The organism is Dactylosporangium sp. NPDC051485 (assembly GCF_040682015.1).
Lineage (GTDB): Bacteria > Actinomycetota > Actinomycetes > Mycobacteriales > Micromonosporaceae > Dactylosporangium.
In genome coordinates, this window is record NZ_JBFAZW010000010.1 from 56762 (window position 1) to 75438 (window position 18677).

The 18677-nt window shown below is 74.0% G+C and carries 15 protein-coding genes; 8 read left to right on the top strand and 7 right to left on the bottom strand.

All coding sequences use genetic code 11. The features are described from left to right. Positions 1 to 6 precede the first annotated feature (6 nt). Positions 7 to 1230 carry an MFS transporter gene (locus tag AB0M46_RS07865; protein ID WP_363333608.1) on the top strand — a complete coding sequence of 408 codons (1224 nt, stop codon included), beginning with the start codon at positions 7 to 9 and terminating at the stop codon, positions 1228 to 1230. A gap of 61 nt (positions 1231 to 1291) precedes the next feature. On the opposite strand, the gene AB0M46_RS07870 is transcribed toward AB0M46_RS07865, so the two are convergent. Next, the gene (locus tag AB0M46_RS07870) at positions 1292 to 2959 is read right to left on the bottom strand and encodes a lectin (RefSeq protein WP_363333610.1); all 1668 of its coding nucleotides are present in this window, start codon (positions 2957 to 2959) and stop codon (positions 1292 to 1294) included. A 249-nt stretch (positions 2960 to 3208) separates the two neighbouring features. On the opposite strand from AB0M46_RS07870, the gene AB0M46_RS07875 reads away from it, so the two are divergent. Beyond that, the gene (locus tag AB0M46_RS07875; RefSeq protein WP_363333611.1) at positions 3209 to 3811 is read left to right on the top strand and encodes a disulfide bond formation protein DsbA; all 603 of its coding nucleotides are present in this window, start codon (positions 3209 to 3211) and stop codon (positions 3809 to 3811) included. Between the two features lie 46 nt (positions 3812 to 3857). Here AB0M46_RS07875 and AB0M46_RS07880 read toward each other — a convergent pair whose 3' ends face one another. The 5 genes from AB0M46_RS07880 to AB0M46_RS07900 all read right to left on the bottom strand — a co-directional run bounded on the left by AB0M46_RS07880 (position 3858) and on the right by AB0M46_RS07900 (position 9633). Further along, positions 3858 to 4544: a GNAT family N-acetyltransferase gene (locus tag AB0M46_RS07880; protein WP_363333613.1), complete on the bottom strand. Its 687-nt coding sequence runs from the start codon at positions 4542 to 4544 to the stop codon at positions 3858 to 3860. Between the two features lie 95 nt (positions 4545 to 4639). After that, complete coding sequence (locus tag AB0M46_RS07885; protein WP_363333615.1) at positions 4640 to 6235, bottom strand: ABC transporter ATP-binding protein; 1596 nt, start codon at positions 6233 to 6235, stop codon at positions 4640 to 4642. After that, entirely contained in the window at positions 6236 to 7087 is an 852-nt protein-coding gene (locus tag AB0M46_RS07890) for an ABC transporter permease (protein WP_363333617.1), read from the bottom strand. 2 nt (positions 7088 to 7089) lie between these two features. Continuing rightward, positions 7090 to 8010 (bottom strand): ABC transporter permease, encoded by a 921-nt coding sequence (locus tag AB0M46_RS07895; RefSeq protein WP_363333619.1) that lies wholly within the window; start codon positions 8008 to 8010, stop codon positions 7090 to 7092. A gap of 3 nt (positions 8011 to 8013) precedes the next feature. Continuing rightward, positions 8014 to 9633: an ABC transporter substrate-binding protein gene (locus AB0M46_RS07900; RefSeq protein ID WP_363333621.1), complete on the bottom strand. Its 1620-nt coding sequence runs from the start codon at positions 9631 to 9633 to the stop codon at positions 8014 to 8016. A gap of 272 nt (positions 9634 to 9905) precedes the next feature. Between AB0M46_RS07900 and AB0M46_RS07905 the strand changes: the two genes are divergently transcribed. Next, on the top strand, positions 9906 to 11006 hold the full coding sequence (locus tag AB0M46_RS07905) for an LLM class flavin-dependent oxidoreductase (RefSeq protein ID WP_363333623.1): 1101 nt from the start codon (positions 9906 to 9908) through the stop codon (positions 11004 to 11006). After that, the gene (locus AB0M46_RS07910) at positions 11003 to 12124 is read left to right on the top strand and encodes an LLM class flavin-dependent oxidoreductase (protein WP_363333625.1); all 1122 of its coding nucleotides are present in this window, start codon (positions 11003 to 11005) and stop codon (positions 12122 to 12124) included. The genes AB0M46_RS07905 and AB0M46_RS07910 overlap by 4 nt, the downstream gene beginning before the upstream one ends. 75 nt (positions 12125 to 12199) lie before the next feature. On the opposite strand, the gene AB0M46_RS07915 is transcribed toward AB0M46_RS07910, so the two are convergent. Beyond that, positions 12200 to 13657, bottom strand: coding sequence for a hypothetical protein (locus AB0M46_RS07915; RefSeq protein ID WP_363333627.1), 1458 nt, complete (start codon positions 13655 to 13657; stop codon positions 12200 to 12202). A 332-nt stretch (positions 13658 to 13989) separates the two neighbouring features. Here AB0M46_RS07915 and AB0M46_RS07920 point away from each other — a divergent pair, with 332 nt between their 5' ends. The 4 genes from AB0M46_RS07920 to AB0M46_RS07935 all read left to right on the top strand — a co-directional run bounded on the left by AB0M46_RS07920 (position 13990) and on the right by AB0M46_RS07935 (position 18466). Beyond that, entirely contained in the window at positions 13990 to 14649 is a 660-nt protein-coding gene (locus AB0M46_RS07920) for an HAD-IA family hydrolase (protein WP_363333629.1), read from the top strand. Between the two features lie 43 nt (positions 14650 to 14692). Further along, complete coding sequence (locus tag AB0M46_RS07925; RefSeq protein ID WP_363333630.1) at positions 14693 to 16306, top strand: Hsp70 family protein; 1614 nt, start codon at positions 14693 to 14695, stop codon at positions 16304 to 16306. Continuing rightward, positions 16303 to 16908 carry a hypothetical protein gene (locus AB0M46_RS07930; RefSeq protein WP_363333632.1) on the top strand — a complete coding sequence of 202 codons (606 nt, stop codon included), beginning with the start codon at positions 16303 to 16305 and terminating at the stop codon, positions 16906 to 16908. The genes AB0M46_RS07925 and AB0M46_RS07930 overlap by 4 nt, the downstream gene beginning before the upstream one ends. Positions 16909 to 17677: 769 nt before the next feature. Beyond that, entirely contained in the window at positions 17678 to 18466 is a 789-nt protein-coding gene (locus AB0M46_RS07935; RefSeq protein ID WP_363333634.1) for a hypothetical protein, read from the top strand. Positions 18467 to 18677: the final 211 nt, after the last annotated feature.

Below are 18677 nucleotides of genomic sequence, written 5' to 3' on the forward strand. Positions count from 1 at the left end.
AGGCCAGTGATCGGGCACCGTCGCGCCACCCTCGCCCTTGCGGCCCTGTCCGTCTCCACGTTCACGTTCGTGGCCACCGAGATCCTGCCGGTCGGGCTGCTCACCCTGATCGCCGACGACCTGCACCGCTCGCCGTCGCGGATCGGGCTGCTCATGACCGGCTACGCGGCCGTGGTCGTGCTGGCCTCGCTGCCGCTGGCCCGGCTCACCCAGCGCGTTCCCCGCCGGCCGCTGCTCGGCGTCACGCTCGCGGTGTTCTCCGTCGGCACGCTCGTCTCCGCGCTCGCGCCCGGCTATCCGGTGCTGCTCGGCGCCAGGCTCGTCGTCGGGCTCAGCCAGGCGATGTTCTGGTCGGTCGTCGGCTCGACCGCCGTCGGGCTGTTCCCGCCCGAGCGGCGCGGGCGCACGGTGGCCCGCCTGTCGCTGGGCGCCGCCCTCGCCCCGGTGCTCGGCGTGCCGGCCGGCACCTGGCTCGGGCAGCAGGCCGGCTGGCGGGTCGCCTTCCTGGTCATGGCCGGGGTCGGGGTCGCCACCGGCGCGGCGATCGTGGCGCTGCTGCCCTCGGCCCAGCCCGGGTCCTCCCCGTCCTCGCGCGGCCTTGCCCCGGACGCCCGCCGGTTCGCCGTGCTGGCGCTGTCCGTCACGCTCGGCGTCACGGGGGCGATGACGGCGCAGACCTACGTGACGCCGTTCCTGCTCGACGTGGCCGGGTTCGCGCCCGCCACGCTCGGGCCGATCCTGGCCGTGGCCGGCTCGGCCGGGTTCGCCGGCACGCTCGTGACCGGGCGGTTCCTGGACCGGCACCCGTGGGGCGCGCTGCTCGTGCCGATGGCGCTGCTGTGCGCGACCCTGCTGGGGCTCTTCACGCTCGGGCCGGTGCGCCCGGTGACGGTCGCCGTCCTGGCGCTCAACGGGGCCGCGTACAGCGCGATGGCGGTGGCGGTGCAGAACCGGACGCTGCTGATCGCGCCGGGCAGTACCGACATCGGGGCCGCCGTCATCGGATCGGCGTTCAACGTGGGCATCGCGGCCGGCTCGTTCCTCGGCGGCGAGATCGTCGACGGGCCCGGGGTGCGCGTGGTCGCCCTGACCGGCGCCGGGCTCACCGCGGCCGCCGCCGCCCTGCTGCTGGCCGAGCCGCGGCTGGCCCGCCGCGGTCCGTCCACTGTGGAGAAGGCGGCCGCGGCCGAGCCCGTTGCGGCGGAGCCGATCCGGGCGACTGGCACGTGATCGGGTACCCGGCTGACCTTACGGTGCCGGACCGTGGCGGCGGTCCGGCACCCGCTCGGGGTCAGGCGAGGTCGAACTGCTCCCACTGGCCGATCGCGGTGCGGTTGGCGATCAGCGGCGCGGCACCGGCGTTGTCGGCGCACACGTAGCGGCCGTTGGCCCGCGACACCAGGCTGACCGTGCCGTTCGGGTTGTGCACGAGCCCGAAGGTCTCCCAGGCGCCGATCGCGGTGCGGTTGGCGATGAGCGCCGCCGCGCCCGCGTTCTCCGCGCACACGTACTTCCCGTTGACCCGGGCCCGCAGCGCCACGTCCCCGCCGGAGAGCTGGATGAGGTCGAAGCGCTCCCAGTCCCCGGCCGCCGTGCGGTTGGCGACGAGCGCGGCGGCCCCGGCGTTCTCGGCCGAGACGAGCCGGTCGTTGGCCCGCGCGCGCAGCGTCACGCCGTTGCCGGGGCTGGTGGTCGGCGGCGGCGTCGTCGGGGTGGTGGCCGGGACCGGCGGGGTCGGGCGGGTGGCGGTGAGCGCGATCTCGCCCTTGAGCATCCGGCCGCCGTCGTTCGTCAGGCGCAGGTAGTAGTCGGAGGAGCAGCGCACGCCGTCGGCGTCCAGGGCCCGCAGGCCCGAGCCGCCCGGGACCAGCGAGGCGTCCGGCGCCGTCTTGGCGATCTGGTTGCCCTCGTTGTACTCGTCGAACATCGAGATGTAGACGCTCTTCACCCCGGCCCGGGCCATGTTGTAGAACTGCCGCCACATGAGGTCGCCGTTCGCGCGCTGGCCGGGCACGCTCATGTCGCCGGGCAGCACGCACGGCTGGTAGTCGATGTTGCGGGCGGCGCAGTCGGCGAGGTCGCCGACGGTCCGGTTGGTGTAGAACCAGTCCGATCCGGCCGCGTCGCCGATCCGGCCGACCATCCACGGCGAGAGCATGTCGAAGGCGTGGTAGACGTCGAGGTACCCGGCCCGCGAGTCGTCGGTGCCCAGCCGCCAGTGGGTCGGCACGCCGCCCATCACGTAGCAGCCCTGGGCCTTGAACCAGTTGATGACGTCGAGGCAGGCGGCCGCGCTCCACGGGTGGTTGCCGTCGTTGAACCCGAAGCCCCAGATGCCCACGACCGGCTTGCCGTTCTGCCGCGCGTACGCGCCCGACGCGGTGTGCGCCGCCATCTTCGTGGTCCAGTCCGTCTTGATCTGGCCCTGCATGTCGGCCCAGCCGCTGACGTCGTACATGATGTAGAACTTCCGCCCGGTCGCCTCGGCCGCGGTGCGCACCTTGCCGGCCATCGCGTCCCGGGTCGCTCCCTCGCCCCCGAACGGGTTGAACCGCTGCAGGGCCGCGGTGTCACAGCCGTTCTGCTGCATCCAGCGGAAGTGCGTGTCCACGGTCTGCTGGTCGTAGGAGGAGTAGAGGTTCGCCGGCTGCCCGTTGCCGAGGTTGGAGAAGGCGGTGCGGTACCCCTTGGTGTACTCGCGCATGTCGGGCCAGCTCTTGATCGCGGCCTGGCTCGGCGACGGCGCCTGCGACCAGTTCTGGCTCCAGTGCCACCAGCCGTTGATCGGCGCGCCGTCGCCGGGGCAGGCGAACCACCCCTGGTACCCGACCGTCACCTTGCCGACCACGTCCCCCGGGGCGCTGGCCGCCAGCCCGTCCGGCGTCGCGTAGAAAGCCAGGGCCCCCGCCCCGCCAACCGCGAGCCCGGAAGCGATCACGGTCCGTCGTGAGATCCCCATCGCGCCTGTACTCCACCGATCTGTTCGCCAGGTTGCTTGATCGACCGGAGCCTAGGCATCCGCGGGTTCCCCGGTCAATCGATGTGCGCTTTTGATCGTGAATGTTTGCGCAGCTCAACACGCATCTGTGGAGATCATTGATTCTCCCTTAGCCGAGTCTTAGCCGGACCTTTTCCCGCAACTTGGCCCAGTGAAATCGGCCACGAATTGGAACTTCCGTGGTCCAATGCCGAGGACTTGAATAGCTGCATGATCGTCGTGGACATGTGGTTCGACCCGAAGTGCCCCTGGGCCTGGAACGCCTCCCGCTGGCTGCTGGAGGTCGAGCGGGTCCGCCCGGTGGAGGCCCGCTTCCACGTGATGAGCCTCTGGCTGCTCAACAAGGACCAGGAGAACCTGGACGACTGGTACCGCACCTGGCTGTCCGACACCCGGGGCCCCGTGCGCGTGTCCATCGCCGCCGAGCAGCGGTACGGCACGTCTGTCCTGCGCGGGCTCTACACGGAGATGGGCAACCGCATCCACCACGATCGGCAGCCGATCGGCGCGGACCTGTACCGGGGCGCCCTGAAGGCCCTGTCGCTGGACGACTCGCTGGCCGAGGCCGCGGAGACGGACACCTACGACGAGGCCCTCCTCGCGAGTCACCGGGCGGGCCTGGACCCGGTCGGCGAGGACCTCGGCACCCCGGCCATCCACATCGAAGGAACGGCCATCTTCGGTCCGGTGGTGACCCCTGTCCCGCGCGGCGAGGCGGCCGGCGAGTTCTTCGACGCCATGCACCTGCTGATGCGCAACCCGGGCTTCTACGAGCTCAAGCGAGGCAACCGCCGCAGCCCGAGCGTCGACTGACCTGTACGGCGGCGTCCCCGGGCGGTCGATCAGCGCCCGGCGGGCGTCACGCGTCCGGGGTGCGCAGGACCCGGAACGTTGTGGGGCGGGTCTGCTTGAAGCCCAGCGACTCGTACAGGCGGATGGCGTTGGTGTTGCCGGCCGAGGCGTGCAGGAACGGGGTCTCGCCGCGGGCCCGGATGTCGTGGGCCAGGGCGCGGACCAGCCGCGTGGCCAGGCCTCGGCCGCGGTAGGCGGGGTCGGTGCACACGGCGCTGATCTCGGTGTGGCCCGGCGGGTGCATGCGCTCGCCGGCCATGGCGATCAGGGCGCCCTCGTGGCGCAGGCCCAGGTAGGTGCCCAGCTCGATGGTGCGCCTGCGGAACGGGCCCGGCTGGGTGCGGGCCACCAGGTCGAGCATCTCGTCGACGTCGTCGGCGCCCAGCCGTACCGCCGAGGGATCCGGCGCGGTGTCCAGCGCCACGGCGGCGAGCTGGACGCCCGGGATCTCGTGGACGAGGGCCCAGTCCGCGGGGACGGGCGGGACCGGGCCGGCCAGCAGGACGTCCGAGCCCGGGCCGGCCAGCTCGGCCAGGTCCGGCCAGGCCTCCGGGCCGGCGTCGGGGTCGAGGGCGCAGAACGTGGCCACGTCCGGGTGGAAGCGGGCCGCGCGGCCCGAGCGCTCGGCGAAGCTGTGGTGCGGCCCGTGCAGCGCGGCCCAGACCGGCGCGTCGAGGACGTCGTGAGGTTCCATCGTCGCCGAGTGTATGGTGCCGCGGTGCATGACCGAAGCCCGTGCTGGGCGCGGTCGACGAACGCTGATCCCAGCAGGGCTCCTGCCACGTCAGGTCAAGCGTCACCGCGGGTGCCGGCGCCGGCGAGATCCAGGCTCGGCAACGCCGCGAGCAGTTCCCGCGTGTACTGGTGCGAGGGGTCGGTGAACACGTCGTTCACCGGTCCCTCTTCGACGACCCGGCCGCCCTGCATGACGAGCACCCGGTCGGCGACGTGGTGGACCACGCCCAGGTCGTGGGAGATGAACAGCAGCGCGGTGCCGTCCGCGGCCTGCAGTTCGGCCAGCAGGTCCAGCACCTGGGCCTGGATCGACACGTCCAGGGCGGACACCGGCTCGTCGCAGACCAGCACGTCCGGCCGCGGCCCGACGGCCCGGGCGATCGCGACCCGCTGCCGCTGCCCGCCCGAGAGCCGGCGCGGCCGCCGCCGCAGATGCTCGGCGCCGAGCCCGACCCGCTCGAGCAGTTCGACCACGCGGTCCCGGCGGGCCTGGCCGCGCTCGGTGAGCCCTTCGCCGATGATCTCCTCCACGGTGTACCGCGGGTCGAAGGAGCCCAGCGGGTCCTGCGAGACGACCTGGAGCCGGCGGCGGCGGGCCCGGCGCCGCCGCTCGGGCACGCCGCTCCAGTCCTCGCCGCCGAGGAGCACCCGTCCGGCCGACGGCTCCAGCAGCCCGAGCGCGATGCGGGAGAGCGTCGTCTTGCCCGACCCGGACTCGCCGACGACGCCGAGCGTCTCGCCGCGGCGCAGTTCGAAGCCGACGTCCTGCACGGCGGTGCGCTCGCCGAAGCGCTTGTGCACGCCGGTGGCGGACAGCACCACCTCGCCCGGCGCGGCCCGCGGCGGCAGCGGTTCCCGGCCGGGGGAGGAGAGCCGGTGCCCGCGGGAGGCGGCGGTGGGCACGGCCGCGAGGAGGATCCGGGTGTACTCGTGCTCCGGCGCGGTGAGCACCCGCGCGACCGGCCCCTGCTCCACGATCTGGCCCTCGCGCATGACCAGCACCCGGTCGGCGATCCCGGCCACGACGGCCAGGTCGTGGCTGACCAGCAGCAGGGCCCGGCCCTCGGCCTTGCGCTGCGCGAGCAGCCGCAGCAGCTGGGCCTGCACGGTGACGTCGAGTGCGGTGGTCGGCTCGTCGGCGATGAGCAGCGGCGGGTCGGCGGCGATCGCGGCGGCGATGAGCGCGCGCTGGCGCTGCCCGCCGGACAGCTCGTGCGGATGCGAACTGGCGCGGTCGGGCGGCACGGCCACCGACTCGAGCAGCGCGGCCACCCGGCCCGGGCGCTCGGCCGCGGTCCCGATGCGGTGGGTGCGCAGCGTCTCGGCGATCTCCTCGCCGATCGTGCGCAGCGGGTCGAGCGAGACGAGGGCGTCCTGCAGAACCAGGCCGGCGAGGCGCCCGCGCAGCCGCCGCCAGTCCCGGTCGGCGAAGCCACCGGTGTCGCGTCCGGCGACGACCAGGCCCTCGTGCCGTACCACCGCGGCCTCTCCGGCCAGGCCGACGAGCGTCCGCGCGGTCACGCTCTTGCCCGACCCGGACTCGCCGACGATGGCCACGCACTCGCCGGGCTCGACGGAGAAGCTCACGCCGCGCACGGCGTGCACGCCGCCGGGAAAGGTCACGTGCAGGTTCGATACCACTGTGGACATTCAGTGCCTGCCTTCGAAGCGGGCCTGCAGCCGCCGGCCGACGGCGGTGAGCGAGACGACGGTGACGGTCAGGGCGAGCCCCGGCAGGATCGCGGTCCACCAGGCGACCCGCAGGTAGCTGCGGCTCTCGGCGAGCATCGCGCCCCACTCCGGCGACGGCGGCTGCGGGCCCATGCCGAGGAAGCTCAGCGCGGCGGCGTTGACGATCGACGCGCCGAGGCCGATGGTGGCCAGGATCGGCAGCGGGCCGAGCACGTTGGGCAGGATGTGCCGCCAGGCCAGCCGGGCCCGGGACAGCCCGAGGGTCAAGGCCTGCTCGACGTAGCCGGCCCGGCGCACCAACAGGGTCTGGGCCCGCACGATGCGCCCGTAGCGGGGCGCGAACGCGAGCGCGATGGCCAGGATCAGGCTGGGCGTGCCGGGCTCGGTGAACGCGATGAACAGCAGTGCCAGCAGGACCTCGGGAAAGGCCGACAGCACGTCGAGCGCCCGGCTGAGCAGCTCGTCGACGACCCGCGGGGCGAGCCCGGCGACCAGCCCGATGATCCCGCCGGCGAGCACGGACAGGGCCGTGGCCGCGGCGCCGATGCTCAGCGAGTACCGGGCGCCGTACACGACCCGGGTGAACACGTCGCGGCCGAGCTGGTCGGTGCCGAACCAGTGCGCCCCGCTCGGCCCCTGCAGGGCGGCCAGCGGGTTGGCGGCCAGCGGGTCGGCCCCGGTCAGCAGCGAAGGGAACACTACCGCGACCACCACGACGGCCAGCAGCGCGAGCGGCACGATCGTCGCCGGCACCCGCCACCGCGAGCGGAGGTCTATTGTGGACGGTGCGGGCAGCGAGATGTCCACCATGGTCAGCTCCTTCGCAGCCGGGGGTCGATGACGAGGTACGCGACATCGGCGAGCGTGCTCAGCAGCACGTAGATCGCGGCGGCGAGCATCACCACGGCCAGCACGACCGGGATGTCCTTGTCGCCGACGGCCTGGGTGGCGACCTGGCCCAGCCCGGGCCGGCCGAAGACGCGCTCGACGACCACGGCCGCGCTGAGCAGGAAGCCGATCAGCGTGCCGCCGAGCGTGACGGCCGGCAGCAGCGCGTGGCGCAGCGCGTGCCGCCACAGCAGCGCCCGCCGGGTGAGCCCGCGGGCCCGGGCGGTGACCGCGAAGGGCTCCTCCACGGCCCGTTCGAGGCCTTCCCGGATGACCTGGCTCAGCAGGGTGCCGATCGGCAGGGCGAGGGCCAGCGCGGGCAGCACCAGCGCGGAGAGGTCGCGGTCGCCGGAGACCGGGAACCAGCCCAGCTGGAACGAGAAGAGGCTCAGCAGCAGGATGCCGATGAGGAACGCGGGCGCCGACACGACGGTCAGCTCCACCGTGGACACCAGCCCGGCCAGCCAGCGCGGCCGCCCGGCGGTGAGCAGGGCCAGCCCGACGGCGATGACGACGCTGAACGCGCTGGCGGCCAGGGCGAGCTTGACGGTGGGCCAGATCTGGCTGCCGATGATGTCGATGACGGGGCGCTGCAGCACGTAGGAGCGGCCGAAGTCGCCGTGCAGCAGGCGCCACAGGTAGTCGAGGTACTGCACCACGGCCGGGCGGTCCAGGCCGAGGTCGGCGGCGATCTGCGCGCGGATCGCCGGGGTGTCGGGCCCGTCGCCGACGAGCGTGTCGATGGTGTCCCCGGGCGCCAGGTGCAGCGCCAGGTAGGCCGCGGTGGCGGCGGCCCAGAGGACCGCCGCCCCGCTTGCGATGCGTCGCAGGATCGGCTGGAGCATGGCCTAGTTGCCGATCCAGACGTTGTAGGCGCTGCGCGGCACCCCCGCCGTGGGCTCGAACCCGAGGCCACCGATCTTCTTCTGGGCCGCGAGCTGGTCGGCCGGGGCGTAGAGCGGCAGCAGCGTCGCGTTGTCGGTGACCAGCTTCTGCAGCTTGACGTAGATCTCCTTGCGCTTGGCCACGTCGCTGGTCGCGGCGGCCTGGGCCACCAGCTGGTCGACCTCCGGCGAGTTGAACCCGTGCCGGTTGATCGGCGCGCCCTTGGGCAGGATGAGGCTCAGCGCGGCGCCGGCGTCGGTGTCGGCCCGGGAGTTCTCGAAGACCTCGAACTCGTTCTTGTTGAGCGCGTCGGTCGCGGTGCCGGCGTCGACGATCTTCACCTGCAGGTCGATGCCGGCGGTCTGCTTGACCGCGGCCTGCACCGCCTGGGCGAGGATGTCGCGCTTGTCCCGCACGTAGGGCGCGGAGAGCACGATGCGCACGGAGAGCCGCTTGCCGTCCTTGGTGCGGAAGCCGTCGGCGTCCTTCGTGGACCAGCCGGCCTCGTCCAGCAGCGAGTTGGCCTCGGCGGCGTTGTTGCCGTAGGTCTTCTCCAGCGAGGGGTCGTAGAACTGGCCGGACGGGCTGAGGATGCTCCAGGCGCGGGTGGCCGTGCCGCGGTACACCCCCTGCAGCACCGCGTCCACGTCGACCGCGTCGCGGAAGGCCTTGCGGACCCGGATGTCGTCGAACGGGGCGCGGGTCTGGTTGAGGTAGTAGTTGTACGCGGTGCCGCTGTTGAGCGACCGGCTGAAGGTCAGGTTCGGGTCGGCCTTGACCAGCTCCTGCTCGGTCGCCGGGATGCCCTCGGCCACGTCGATCTGGCCCGAGGTCAGCGCGCCGACGCGCACCGAGGACTCGCCCAGGAAGCGGTAGGTGACCTCGTCGAGGTAGGCCGGGCCCTGGTGGCCGGCGTTGGACGGCGCCCACTTGTAGTTCGGGTTGCGCTTGTAGTGCACCTCCTGGCCCTTGGTGTAGCGGTCCAGGATGAACGGCCCGGTGCCGACCACGTCGGGACCGCCGGCCTTGAGGTTCGGGCTCTTGAGCGACTTCGGCGAGATCTGGGCGCCCTGCGGCGCGGCGAAGAAGTCCAGGATCAGCACGTCGGGCTTCTTGAGGTGGATCTCGATCGTGGTGGGGTCGACGACCTGGGCGTCCTTGAAGTTCTTCAGCTGGGTGGCCAGGACCGACGGGGCGTACCCGGGGACCTGCAGCTGGTCGAGGTTCGCCTTGACCGCGGCGGCGTCGAACTTCTCGCCGTCGTGGAAGGTCACGTCGTCGCGGAGCTTGAAGGTGTACGTCAAGCCGTCGGCCGACGCCGAGTACGACGACGCCAGCCAGGGGAGGTACCCGCCCTTGTCGTCGTGGGTCAGCAGCCCCTCGAAGCTGTTCCAGACCAGCAGCCGGGCCTTGGCCTGCGCGTACTGGTGCGGGTTGAAGGTGATCGGCTCGGTCTCGACGCCCCAGGTGAGCTTGCCGCCCTGGACCGGAGCGCCGGCCCCGGCCGCGGGGTCGGCACCGGCGCCCTGGCAGCCGGCGAGGAGCAGGCCGGCCACGGCGAGACCGGCAAGAAATCTGCGCATGAAGAATCCTCAATGGAGGGTGTAGGAGGGCGACCCGCTCGACATCGATGCGGCGGCGTCCCCGCCAGTGCACCAGCGGCCCGCCGGGCAAGTCAACGAACCGAGGTCCGTGTCACGAACCCCTGGCGTAAATCATAGTTCACACGTAGGATTAGTCGGCTTAGCCGCTCCGGATCTCGGAGGTTTCGTCATGCCCGAACGACCGCAGGAGCACGGAGTGCCGCGCGCCGAGTACACGACCACGCCCCTGCGCGGGCGCCTGGGCCTGGCCGATGAGTGACCCCGTCTTCCACTGGTTCCTGCCGACCGGCGGCGACGACCGGGCCGTCGGCCCGGGCAGCCACGGCGGCATCATCGGCGCCCAGGACGCGGCCGCGCTGCAGCGCTCGGCCACGCACCGGGCGCCGAGCCTGGAGTACCTCGGCGAGATCGCCCGCGCCGCCGACCGGCTCGGCTACGCCGGGGTACTCACCCCGACCGGCGTGCACTGCGAGGACGCCTGGCTGACCACGGCCGCGCTCATCGCGCAGACCCAGCGGCTGCGCTTCCTCGTCGCGTTCCGCCCCGGGCTCATCGCCCCCGTCCTGGCCGCGCAGATGGCCGCCACCTTCCAGCGGTTGTCCGCCGGGCGGCTGCTGCTCAACGTGGTCATCGGCTCCAGCGCGGCGGAGCAGCGCGGCTACGGCGACTTCCTCGACCACGACGCCCGCTACGAGCGGGCCGGGGAGTTCCTCGACGTCGTGCGCGCCGCCTGGCGCGGCGAGCCGTTCGACCACGCCGGCCCGCACTACACCGTCGAGGGCGGGCTGCTGCGCGAGCCGCCGCCGAGCACGCCCACCGTGTACCTCGGCGGCTCCTCGCCCGCCGCGGTCCGCCTCGCCGCCCGGCACGCCGACGTGTACCTCACCTGGGGCGAGCCGGTCGATCAGGTGGCCGAGAAGGTGGAGAAGGTCCGGGCCGAGGCCGCCGCCCACGGCCGGGAGCTCCGCTTCGGCATCCGGCTGCACGTCATCACCCGCGACACCGCCGAGCGAGCCTGGGACGACGCCGAGCGGCTCATTGCCGGCCTGGACGAGGCAACGGTACGGCAGCGCCAGGAGAGCCTGCGCGGGCTGGACTCGGAGGGGCAGCGGCGCATGCTGGCCCTGCACGGCGGCGACCGCGACCGGCTGGTCGTCGCGCCCAACCTGTGGGCGGGCATCGGCCTGGTCCGCGGCGGGGCGGGCACCGCGCTGGTCGGCAGCCACGCCGAGGTGGCCGCGCGCATCGAGGAGTACCGGGCGGCCGGCATCTCCGAGTTCATCCTGTCCGGCTATCCGCATCTGGAAGAGGTCTACGCCTTCGCCGAGGGCGTCCTGGGGAGGTCGTCGTGAACGTGCCACTGTCCATTCTGGACCTCGCACCTGTCCCGTCGGGCAGCGATACCGGGGCGGCCCTGCGCAACAGCATCGACCTGGCCCGGCGGGCCGAGTCGCACGGGTATCACCGGTACTGGGTCGCCGAGCACCACTTCACCGACGGGGTGGCCAGCGCCGCCCCGGCGGTGCTCATCGGGCTCATCGCCGCGGCCACGGACCGGATCCGGGTCGGCTCGGGCGCGGTCCAGGTCGGCCACCAGACGCCACTGTCCATCGTGGAGAGCTTCGGGCTGCTCGACGCCGTCTTCCCGGGCCGCATCGACCTCGGCCTGGGCCGCTCCGGCCAGCGCCGCACGGAGGCCGTCGCGGCCGCCGCCGCCCCGCGCCCGGCCCAGCGCACCTCGTCGACGGTCGTCGACGGCCTGCTCATCCCGCCGCCGTTCGACTTCACCACCATCGTGGCGTCACCGCGCTGGGCCGTCCAGGCGGGCCTGCAGCAGCAGCCCGGCGCCGAGTCCCCGGACTTCGCCGAGGTGGTCGACGACATCCAGGCGCTCATCGGCGGCACCTACGCCCGGGACGGGATCGACGTGCACGTCACGCCGGGGGAGGGGGCCAAGACCGAGCTGTGGGTCCTGGGCAGCAGCGCGGGGCGCAGCGCGCAGGTGGCGGGGGAGCGGGGCCTGCCGTTCGCGGCCAACTACCACGTGTCGCCGGCCACCGTGCTGGAGGCGGTGAACCACTACCGCTCGGCGTTCCGGCCCTCGGCGGTGCTCGACCGGCCGTACGTGCTCGTCTCGGCCGACGTGGTGGTCGCCGAGACCTCCGAGGAGGCGCGCCGGCTGGCGTCGCCGTATGGGCACTGGGTGTACAGCATCCGCTCCGGCCGCGGCGCGATCCCCTTCCCGACGCCGGCCGAGGCATCGGCCTCGCCGCTGTCGCCGGAGCAGCAGGCGCTGGTCCAGGACCGGCTGGACACGCAGTTCGTGGGGACCGCGGAGGAGGTGTCGCGGCAGCTCTCGGTGCTGCAGCGGGTGACCGGCGCCGACGAGCTGCTCGTCACGACCATCACTCACGACCACGGGGACCGGGTGCGCTCCTTCGAGCTGCTGGCCTCGCACTGGCTCGCGTGACCTGGGGATAACGAAAAGTCCGGACATCGTGCGATGTCCGGACTTTTCGGCTCGATCGTCTGCGCCGGGTGGCGGTCAGGCGCTGCGCACCTGGCCGGCGCACGACGTCGCGACGCCCGCCCAGTCGGTGCCGAAGACCTTCGCCGAGGCGGCCTCCAGCGAGGCCTGCTTGCGCACCACCTCGCCGAAGAAGTCGAGCATCTTCGGCTCGGTGAACTTCTTCGCCAGGCAGTTGATGGCGATGAGGGCGATGCCGTACCGCCCGCTGATCTCCTCGCCGCCGGCGCTCTCCGGCGGCGGCCCGAGCGTGATCGTCCCGTCCCAGCCGTGCTTGACGAACCACCGCACGCTGGGCACCCGGCCCTGCATCGTGCGGCCGTCGCCGTTGGCGATGTAGTCGGCGATGCCCTCGGTCATCCACCAGGTCTTGGCCGTGCCGTAGTCCTCGCCGACCGTGACCACGTGGCCGAACTCGTGCGTGAGCAGGATCTGCAGGAAGTCCTGGCCGGCGTCGGCGGCCTGCATGACGATGCCGCGCGGGCCGGTCGAGTAGCCGTCGTAGTTGGCGCCGATGTCGCCGTTGTCCCACCACGACTTCCACTCGCCCTGGCCGGCGATGTACACGATGTACCACTTCGGCGGCGGGTCCCACTTCGCGAACCGGTCCGCGACGTCCGCCGCCGCGTCGGCCTTGGCCACCACCCGCTGCAGCTTGCCCGCGCTGGCCGCGGTGCCGGCCACGATGACGTGCCGCCCGACCGACGTCTGCAGCGCGGAGGCGTCCCACGGCTCGGAGGTCTGCTCGTACTTCGCGACCGTCGCCTTGCTCCCGGTGACCGTCCACGAGGTCTGCACGACCTGCGGGAACAGCTGGGTGCAGCCCTGGCCGAAGCAGTAGTCCCAGCGGACCAGCACGGACCAGGTCCCGTCGGCGTTCTGCGAGGGCCGGTCGACCAGCGAGGGCGTCCACCGCTGCACGCCCATCGCGCGCAGCGAACCGAACCGCCGGGAGAACCCGTCCTGCAGGCCACCGCCGAGTTCGGCGAGGTACCCGTCGCGGTCGCCGGCCAGCAGCGCCTTCGACTGCTTGCCCAGCGCGTCCAGGATCGGGACCGACACCCCGGTTTCGGCCTTGGGTGAGCCCGTCGCCGCCGCACCGGACCCGGCGGAGCGCCCGGCGAGCGGGTGGGCGGCGCCGGCGAGGGGTCGCTTACCGCCGGAGCCGGCGAAGGCGATCCCGATGAGCAGGGCGAGCACCAGGACGGCGGCGGTGACGACGCCGGTCGCGACCAGGCCTCGGCGCCGCGGCCGGGGCGGCAACGGCGGCTGCCCGGGCCAGTACCCGGCGGGGTACTGCGGCGGGTGGTACGGCGGCGCCGCGGGGTAGGCGGCGGGCGTGTACATCTCCGGGCCGCGCTGCTGCGGGATGTGCAGGCCCGCGCCGGTGACCGTCGTGCGCGGCTGCTGGTGCGCCTCCGGCTCCGTGGCCTCCCCGGGCTCCGCGAGCCTTTGCGCGTCCTGTGCTACGGCCACCGGCGAAGTCGCGGCGTCGGCCGCGGCGGGAGCGGGCACCGCGGCGGGCGGTGTCCAGTAGGTCGGGGCCGGTGGCGGTTCCGGCGCGAGCGGCGGCGCGGCAGTTTGCGGCCCGGCCGGTGCCGCGGGCTCCTGTGGGCCCGCCCCCGCCGGAGCCGCCGCCGGCTCCGAGTTGTCCCCGTGCATCACGCAGGAACCGTACTGGATGCGAGGTGTCCTCGGGAATCGGTCCGCCGGCCAGCTTGCACCGGGTGTCCGCGGGACGTGACGCGGGTCATAAACGCCTGCGCAGGGGCCGTCCGGGTCCGCCCTCCGCCCGTACCGTGACCGGCATGGCCCCCGGCATCGAAGCGCTCGTGTTCGACTTCGACGGCCTGCTCATGCACACCGAGGACACGCACCTCGATGCGTGGCGGACCGAGTGGGCGTACCACGGCCTCGCCCTCGACGAGTCCACGTTCTTCGCCGACCACGGCGGCGACATGACCGAGCACCACTTCGCCGCGCTCGCCGCCGCGGTGGGCCCCGGCTTCGACCGCCCGGCCAGTCACGCCCGCCGGATCGCCTACCGCGACACCCTCCACGTGGGCCTCGACCTCGCCGCCGGCTTCCGCGACTGGTTCACCGCGGCCGCCGGCCTGGGCCTGCGCCTGGCGGTGGCGAGCAGCTCGACCCGGGAGTGGGTGGAGGGCCATCTGGCCCGGGTCGGCGAGCTGGAGCGGTTCGAGGCGCGGGCCTACGGCGACGAGGTCGCCGGCCACAAGCCCGACCCGGCCGTGTACCTGCTCGCGCTGCGGCGCCTCGGCCTCCCGCCCGGCCGGGTGGTGGCCTTCGAGGACACCGCGCACGGGGTGGCCGCGGCGAAGGCGGCGGGCCTGCGGTGCGTGGCGATCCCCAACCCGTACACCGACCCGACGGCCTTCGCCGCCGCCGACGTGGTGCTGCGCGCGGCCACCGACCTGCCGCTGCCGGAGCTGCTCGCCCGGCTCTGACGGGCCGGTGCCCGGTCCGCGCCGGCGCGGATAGGATGCCGCGATGCCTTTCCGGTTCGCGGTGGACCTCGGCACGTCCAACACGGTCGCGGTGGTGGACCGCGGCGACGGCACGCCCCGGCCGCTGCTGTTCGACGGCTCGCCGATGCTGCCCTCCGCGGTCTTCGCCGACCGGGCCGGCGCGCTGCTGGTCGGCCGGGACGCCGAGCGGCACATGATGACCGACGCCGCGCGGTTCGAGCCGAACCCCAAGGGCCGCATCGACGAGGGCGCGATCCTGCTGGGCGACCGCGAGGTGCCGGTCGCCGACCTGCTCGCCGCCGTGCTGCGCCGGGCCGCGACCGAGGCCGCCCAGACCGGCGTGCCGGTGGCCGGGGCGAGCGTCCTGACCTGCCCCGTCGACTGGGGCAACACCCGCCGGGCGGTCCTGCTCGACGCGGCCGCCCGGGCCGGGCTCGGGCGGGTCGCGCTGCTCGACGAGCCGGTGTCCGCCGCCACGTACTGCGTCCGCGCCCTCGGCGGCCGCCTGGCCCCGGCCCGCTGCGCGGTGGTCTTCGACTTCGGCGGCGGCACGCTCGACGTCACCGTGGTCGAGGCGGCCCCGGCCGGCCTGCGGGTGCTCGCCACCGGCGGCCTGGCCGACCTGGGCGGCACCGACATCGACGCGGCCCTCGTCGGCCACCTGGGCCACCTGGTCGCCACCGGCGATCCCGGCCTCTGGCAGCGGCTGGCGGCGCCCCGCACGCCCGGCGAGTTCCGGGACCGGCGGACGTTCTGGTCCGAGGTACGCCAGGCCAAGGAAATGCTCGCCCGGACCTCGTCGGCCCCGGTGCACATCCCGGGCAGCGACCGGGGCGTGCACCTGACCCGGGAGGAGCTCGACCGCATCGCCGGCCCGCTGGTCGACCGCGCGGTGGACGAGACCCGGCGGGTGCTGGACCGCTCCGGCGTCACGCCCGCCCGGCTCGACGCGATCGTGCTCGTGGGCGGGTCGAGCCGCCTGCCGCTGGTGGCGAGCCGGCTGCACGCGCGGTTCGGTCTGGCCCCGGTCGTGCCGGAGCAGCCCGAGCTCCCCGTGGCGTTCGGCGCTCTCCTGCTCGCCAACGGTCCCGGCCGTCCACCGGCGCGTTCGGCCCGTCCGCCGGCGATTCGGGTCCGGTCGCGGCCGGGTTCGGTCCCGCTGCGACCGGTGCTGGTCCGGCTGCCGTCGGTCACGGTTCGGCTCCGGCCGCCGCTGGTTTCGGCCCGTCCACCGGCGGGTTCGGTCCGGGCGCCGCTGGTTTCGGTTCGGGCGGCAGCGGTTTCGGTCCGGGTGCGGATGGTTTTGGTTCGAGCGGCGGCGGGTTTGGTTCGGGTGCGGATGGTTTTGGTTCGGGTGGCGGTGGGCTCCGTCTGGGCGGTGACGGTTTTGGTCCGGGGGCCGGCGGGCCGTCCGCGGACGGTACCCAGACCGGCGCCGTCTACGGCGCGACCGCATCGGGTGGGTTTGCGTCCCCCGCGGGTCCCGTGCACGGTTATCCCGGGTCGAGCGCCGCCCCGGTCAGCGCCCATCCCGCCGGGCTTTCGGACGAGGCGGGGCCGCGGAGCGTACCGAATGCGCCGGAAACGCCGCCGCAGCGCCGTTCCCGGCCGTCGGTCGTCATCGGGCCGGGCGTGACGATTCAGGGCAACGTGGCCGTGTACGGGGATGCCGACCTCATGCCGCCCGACGACGATGACGAACGCCCCGCGGCGCGACCCGAGCCCGAGCCCGCGCCCGCGGTGAAACGGCGCCGCGGCGGATGGCTGCGCCGCCTGCGCTTCGCCGCGCTGCCGCTGCTGCCGGTGGCCATCATCATGGCGGTCACCCCGTGGGGCCGCGGCCTCGTCCACGACGGCAAGACCAGGGTGGAGAGCCTGTTCGGCGCCGGTCCCGCACCGAGCGGCTCCGTCGCCGCGTCCGGCCCGCCCGGCAACCCGTCCACCGGCCCGGCGCCTTCGGCCGGCGCAGGGTCGGCCGTCGTGCTGGTGCAGCCGCCGAGCGGCAGGGCGGGCGCCGCGGTGAAGCTGACCGCCAGCGGATTCGGGCCGGGCGAGCGCATCGACGTGAAGACCAGCACGAAGACGCTCACCACGCTGACCGCCGACGACCAGGGCGCGGTGGAGGAGAGCGTGACGGTCGCCCCCGCCGGCACCAAGACCGGCAGCACCGTCATCGTCCAGCTCGTCGGCCGCACGTCGCACAGGTCGGCGACGTCGCAGTACCGCGTGACCCAGTGACTTGCGAGTAAGTCTGCGCGGCGACTAACTGACCTCGCAGGTCCTGCAGAAGCTCGAGGACAAGGGCCTGCTCGAGCGCGAGGTCGACCCCTCCGACACCCGGGCCAAGCTGTTGCGCGTCACGGACAAGGGCCGCCGCGCTGGCCGGCCGCGCGGTCGAGGTGGTGGAGGCCGCCGACGCCGCCTTCTTCGCCGCCACCCCGGACGCCAAGGCGCTGCTGGCCCTGCTCCGCCCGTTGGCCGCCCGCTGACCGACGGCGGCACGAACGGCGCACGATGTTGAGCGTTGCGCCGATGGTGCCAGCCGTCGATGTACGGTTTGGTCGGGTACATGTGGCAGTGTGGGGTCTGCGGCCAGACCAACGCGGACGCGAACGGCACCTGCCCGCACTGCGGCGCCGTTCGCGCCCCGGTAGCCTGGCCCGCCTCCGCCCCCGCCGAGGAGTTCGCCTCCTGGTCTCCCGGCGCCAGCCCCGACGCCCCGATCCCGCCCGGCGCTGGGCCGATTCCGCCCGGACCTGGCCCGGTCCCGCACGGCTCTGGGCCCAATGTGCCCGGTCCTGGACCAAACGTGGCCGCCGCCGCGCAGCCGTGGCCCGCCCTTGGTACGCCGGGCCAACCGCCCGCGCCGGCCGAATCGGGCGCGGTGCCGACCCATTGGCCGTCGGACGCGCCACCCGGCATCTCGCAACCAACGGCCGCCGCTGCGCAGCCGTGGCCCGCCCTTGGCGTGCCGGGCCAGCCGCCCGCGCCGGCCGAATCGGGCGCGGTGCCGACGCAATGGCCGTCGGGCGCGCCACCCGGCATCCCGCAGCCAACGGCCGCGCCGGGTCAGTGGCCGGCGGAGGCGCCCGGGCCCGCCCAGTGGACCCCGGCCACACCCCGCCACCCGGTCTGGATCTTCCCGGCCGTCGTCGCCGTCGTCCTGCTGCTGGCCGGTGGCACGATCGCGTTCGTCCTGCGCGACCGCTGGCTGCCCGGCGCCGCCGACCCGTCCACCGCCGCCCCCGCCGGCCCCACCGCGACGCCGGCCACGACCAGCCCCAGCGGCGGCCGCACCACCACCGCGCCCGCCACGCCCACGGCCAGCCCCACGAGCGCGGCCCCCACCCAGGTCCCCCCGACCCTGCCCGCCAGCGTCGGCAGCGTCCGCCTCGACCCCAGCCTCGACCCGGTCCAGGCGCCCGCGGTGGCCGGCGTCTTCGACCGGTACTTCGCCGCCGTCAACGCCCGCAACGCCACCGCCGCGCTGGGCGTCATGGACCCCGGCGGCTCGATCAACCAGGGCGACCCGAGCGCGGTCAAGCGGTTCACCGACGGCATCAGCACGAGCACGGACGACGACATCGTGCTGCTGGCCCTCGGGCCCGACCCGACCGGCAAGGGCGTGCTGCAGGCGCGGGTCACGTTCCGCAGCCGCCAGGAACCCGGCAAGGGACCGAAGGGGCGCGAGTCGGAGGCCTGCACGCGCTGGGACGTCACGTACTCGCTCACCCAGCCCGGCGGCGGCGAGTACCGGATCTGGGGCAGCACCGGCGCCGGCAGCCGCCCCTGCTGAACGCGATTGGTCCGCCCCGGCGCCCGCCGTCCTGACCGCGGCCCGTCCGGAGCTCAACACCGCATGATCGCAAGAAACGGGCAAACCAGTATATGGCCGCGGTATGCCCCGTCAGGCGAAAAGTCCGATAAGTCGCGGCGCGGAGCGCCCGACTTATCGGGCCCGGCGGTCTACCATCACCGCGGTTCGAGTCGACCCGGCGTGCCGGCGT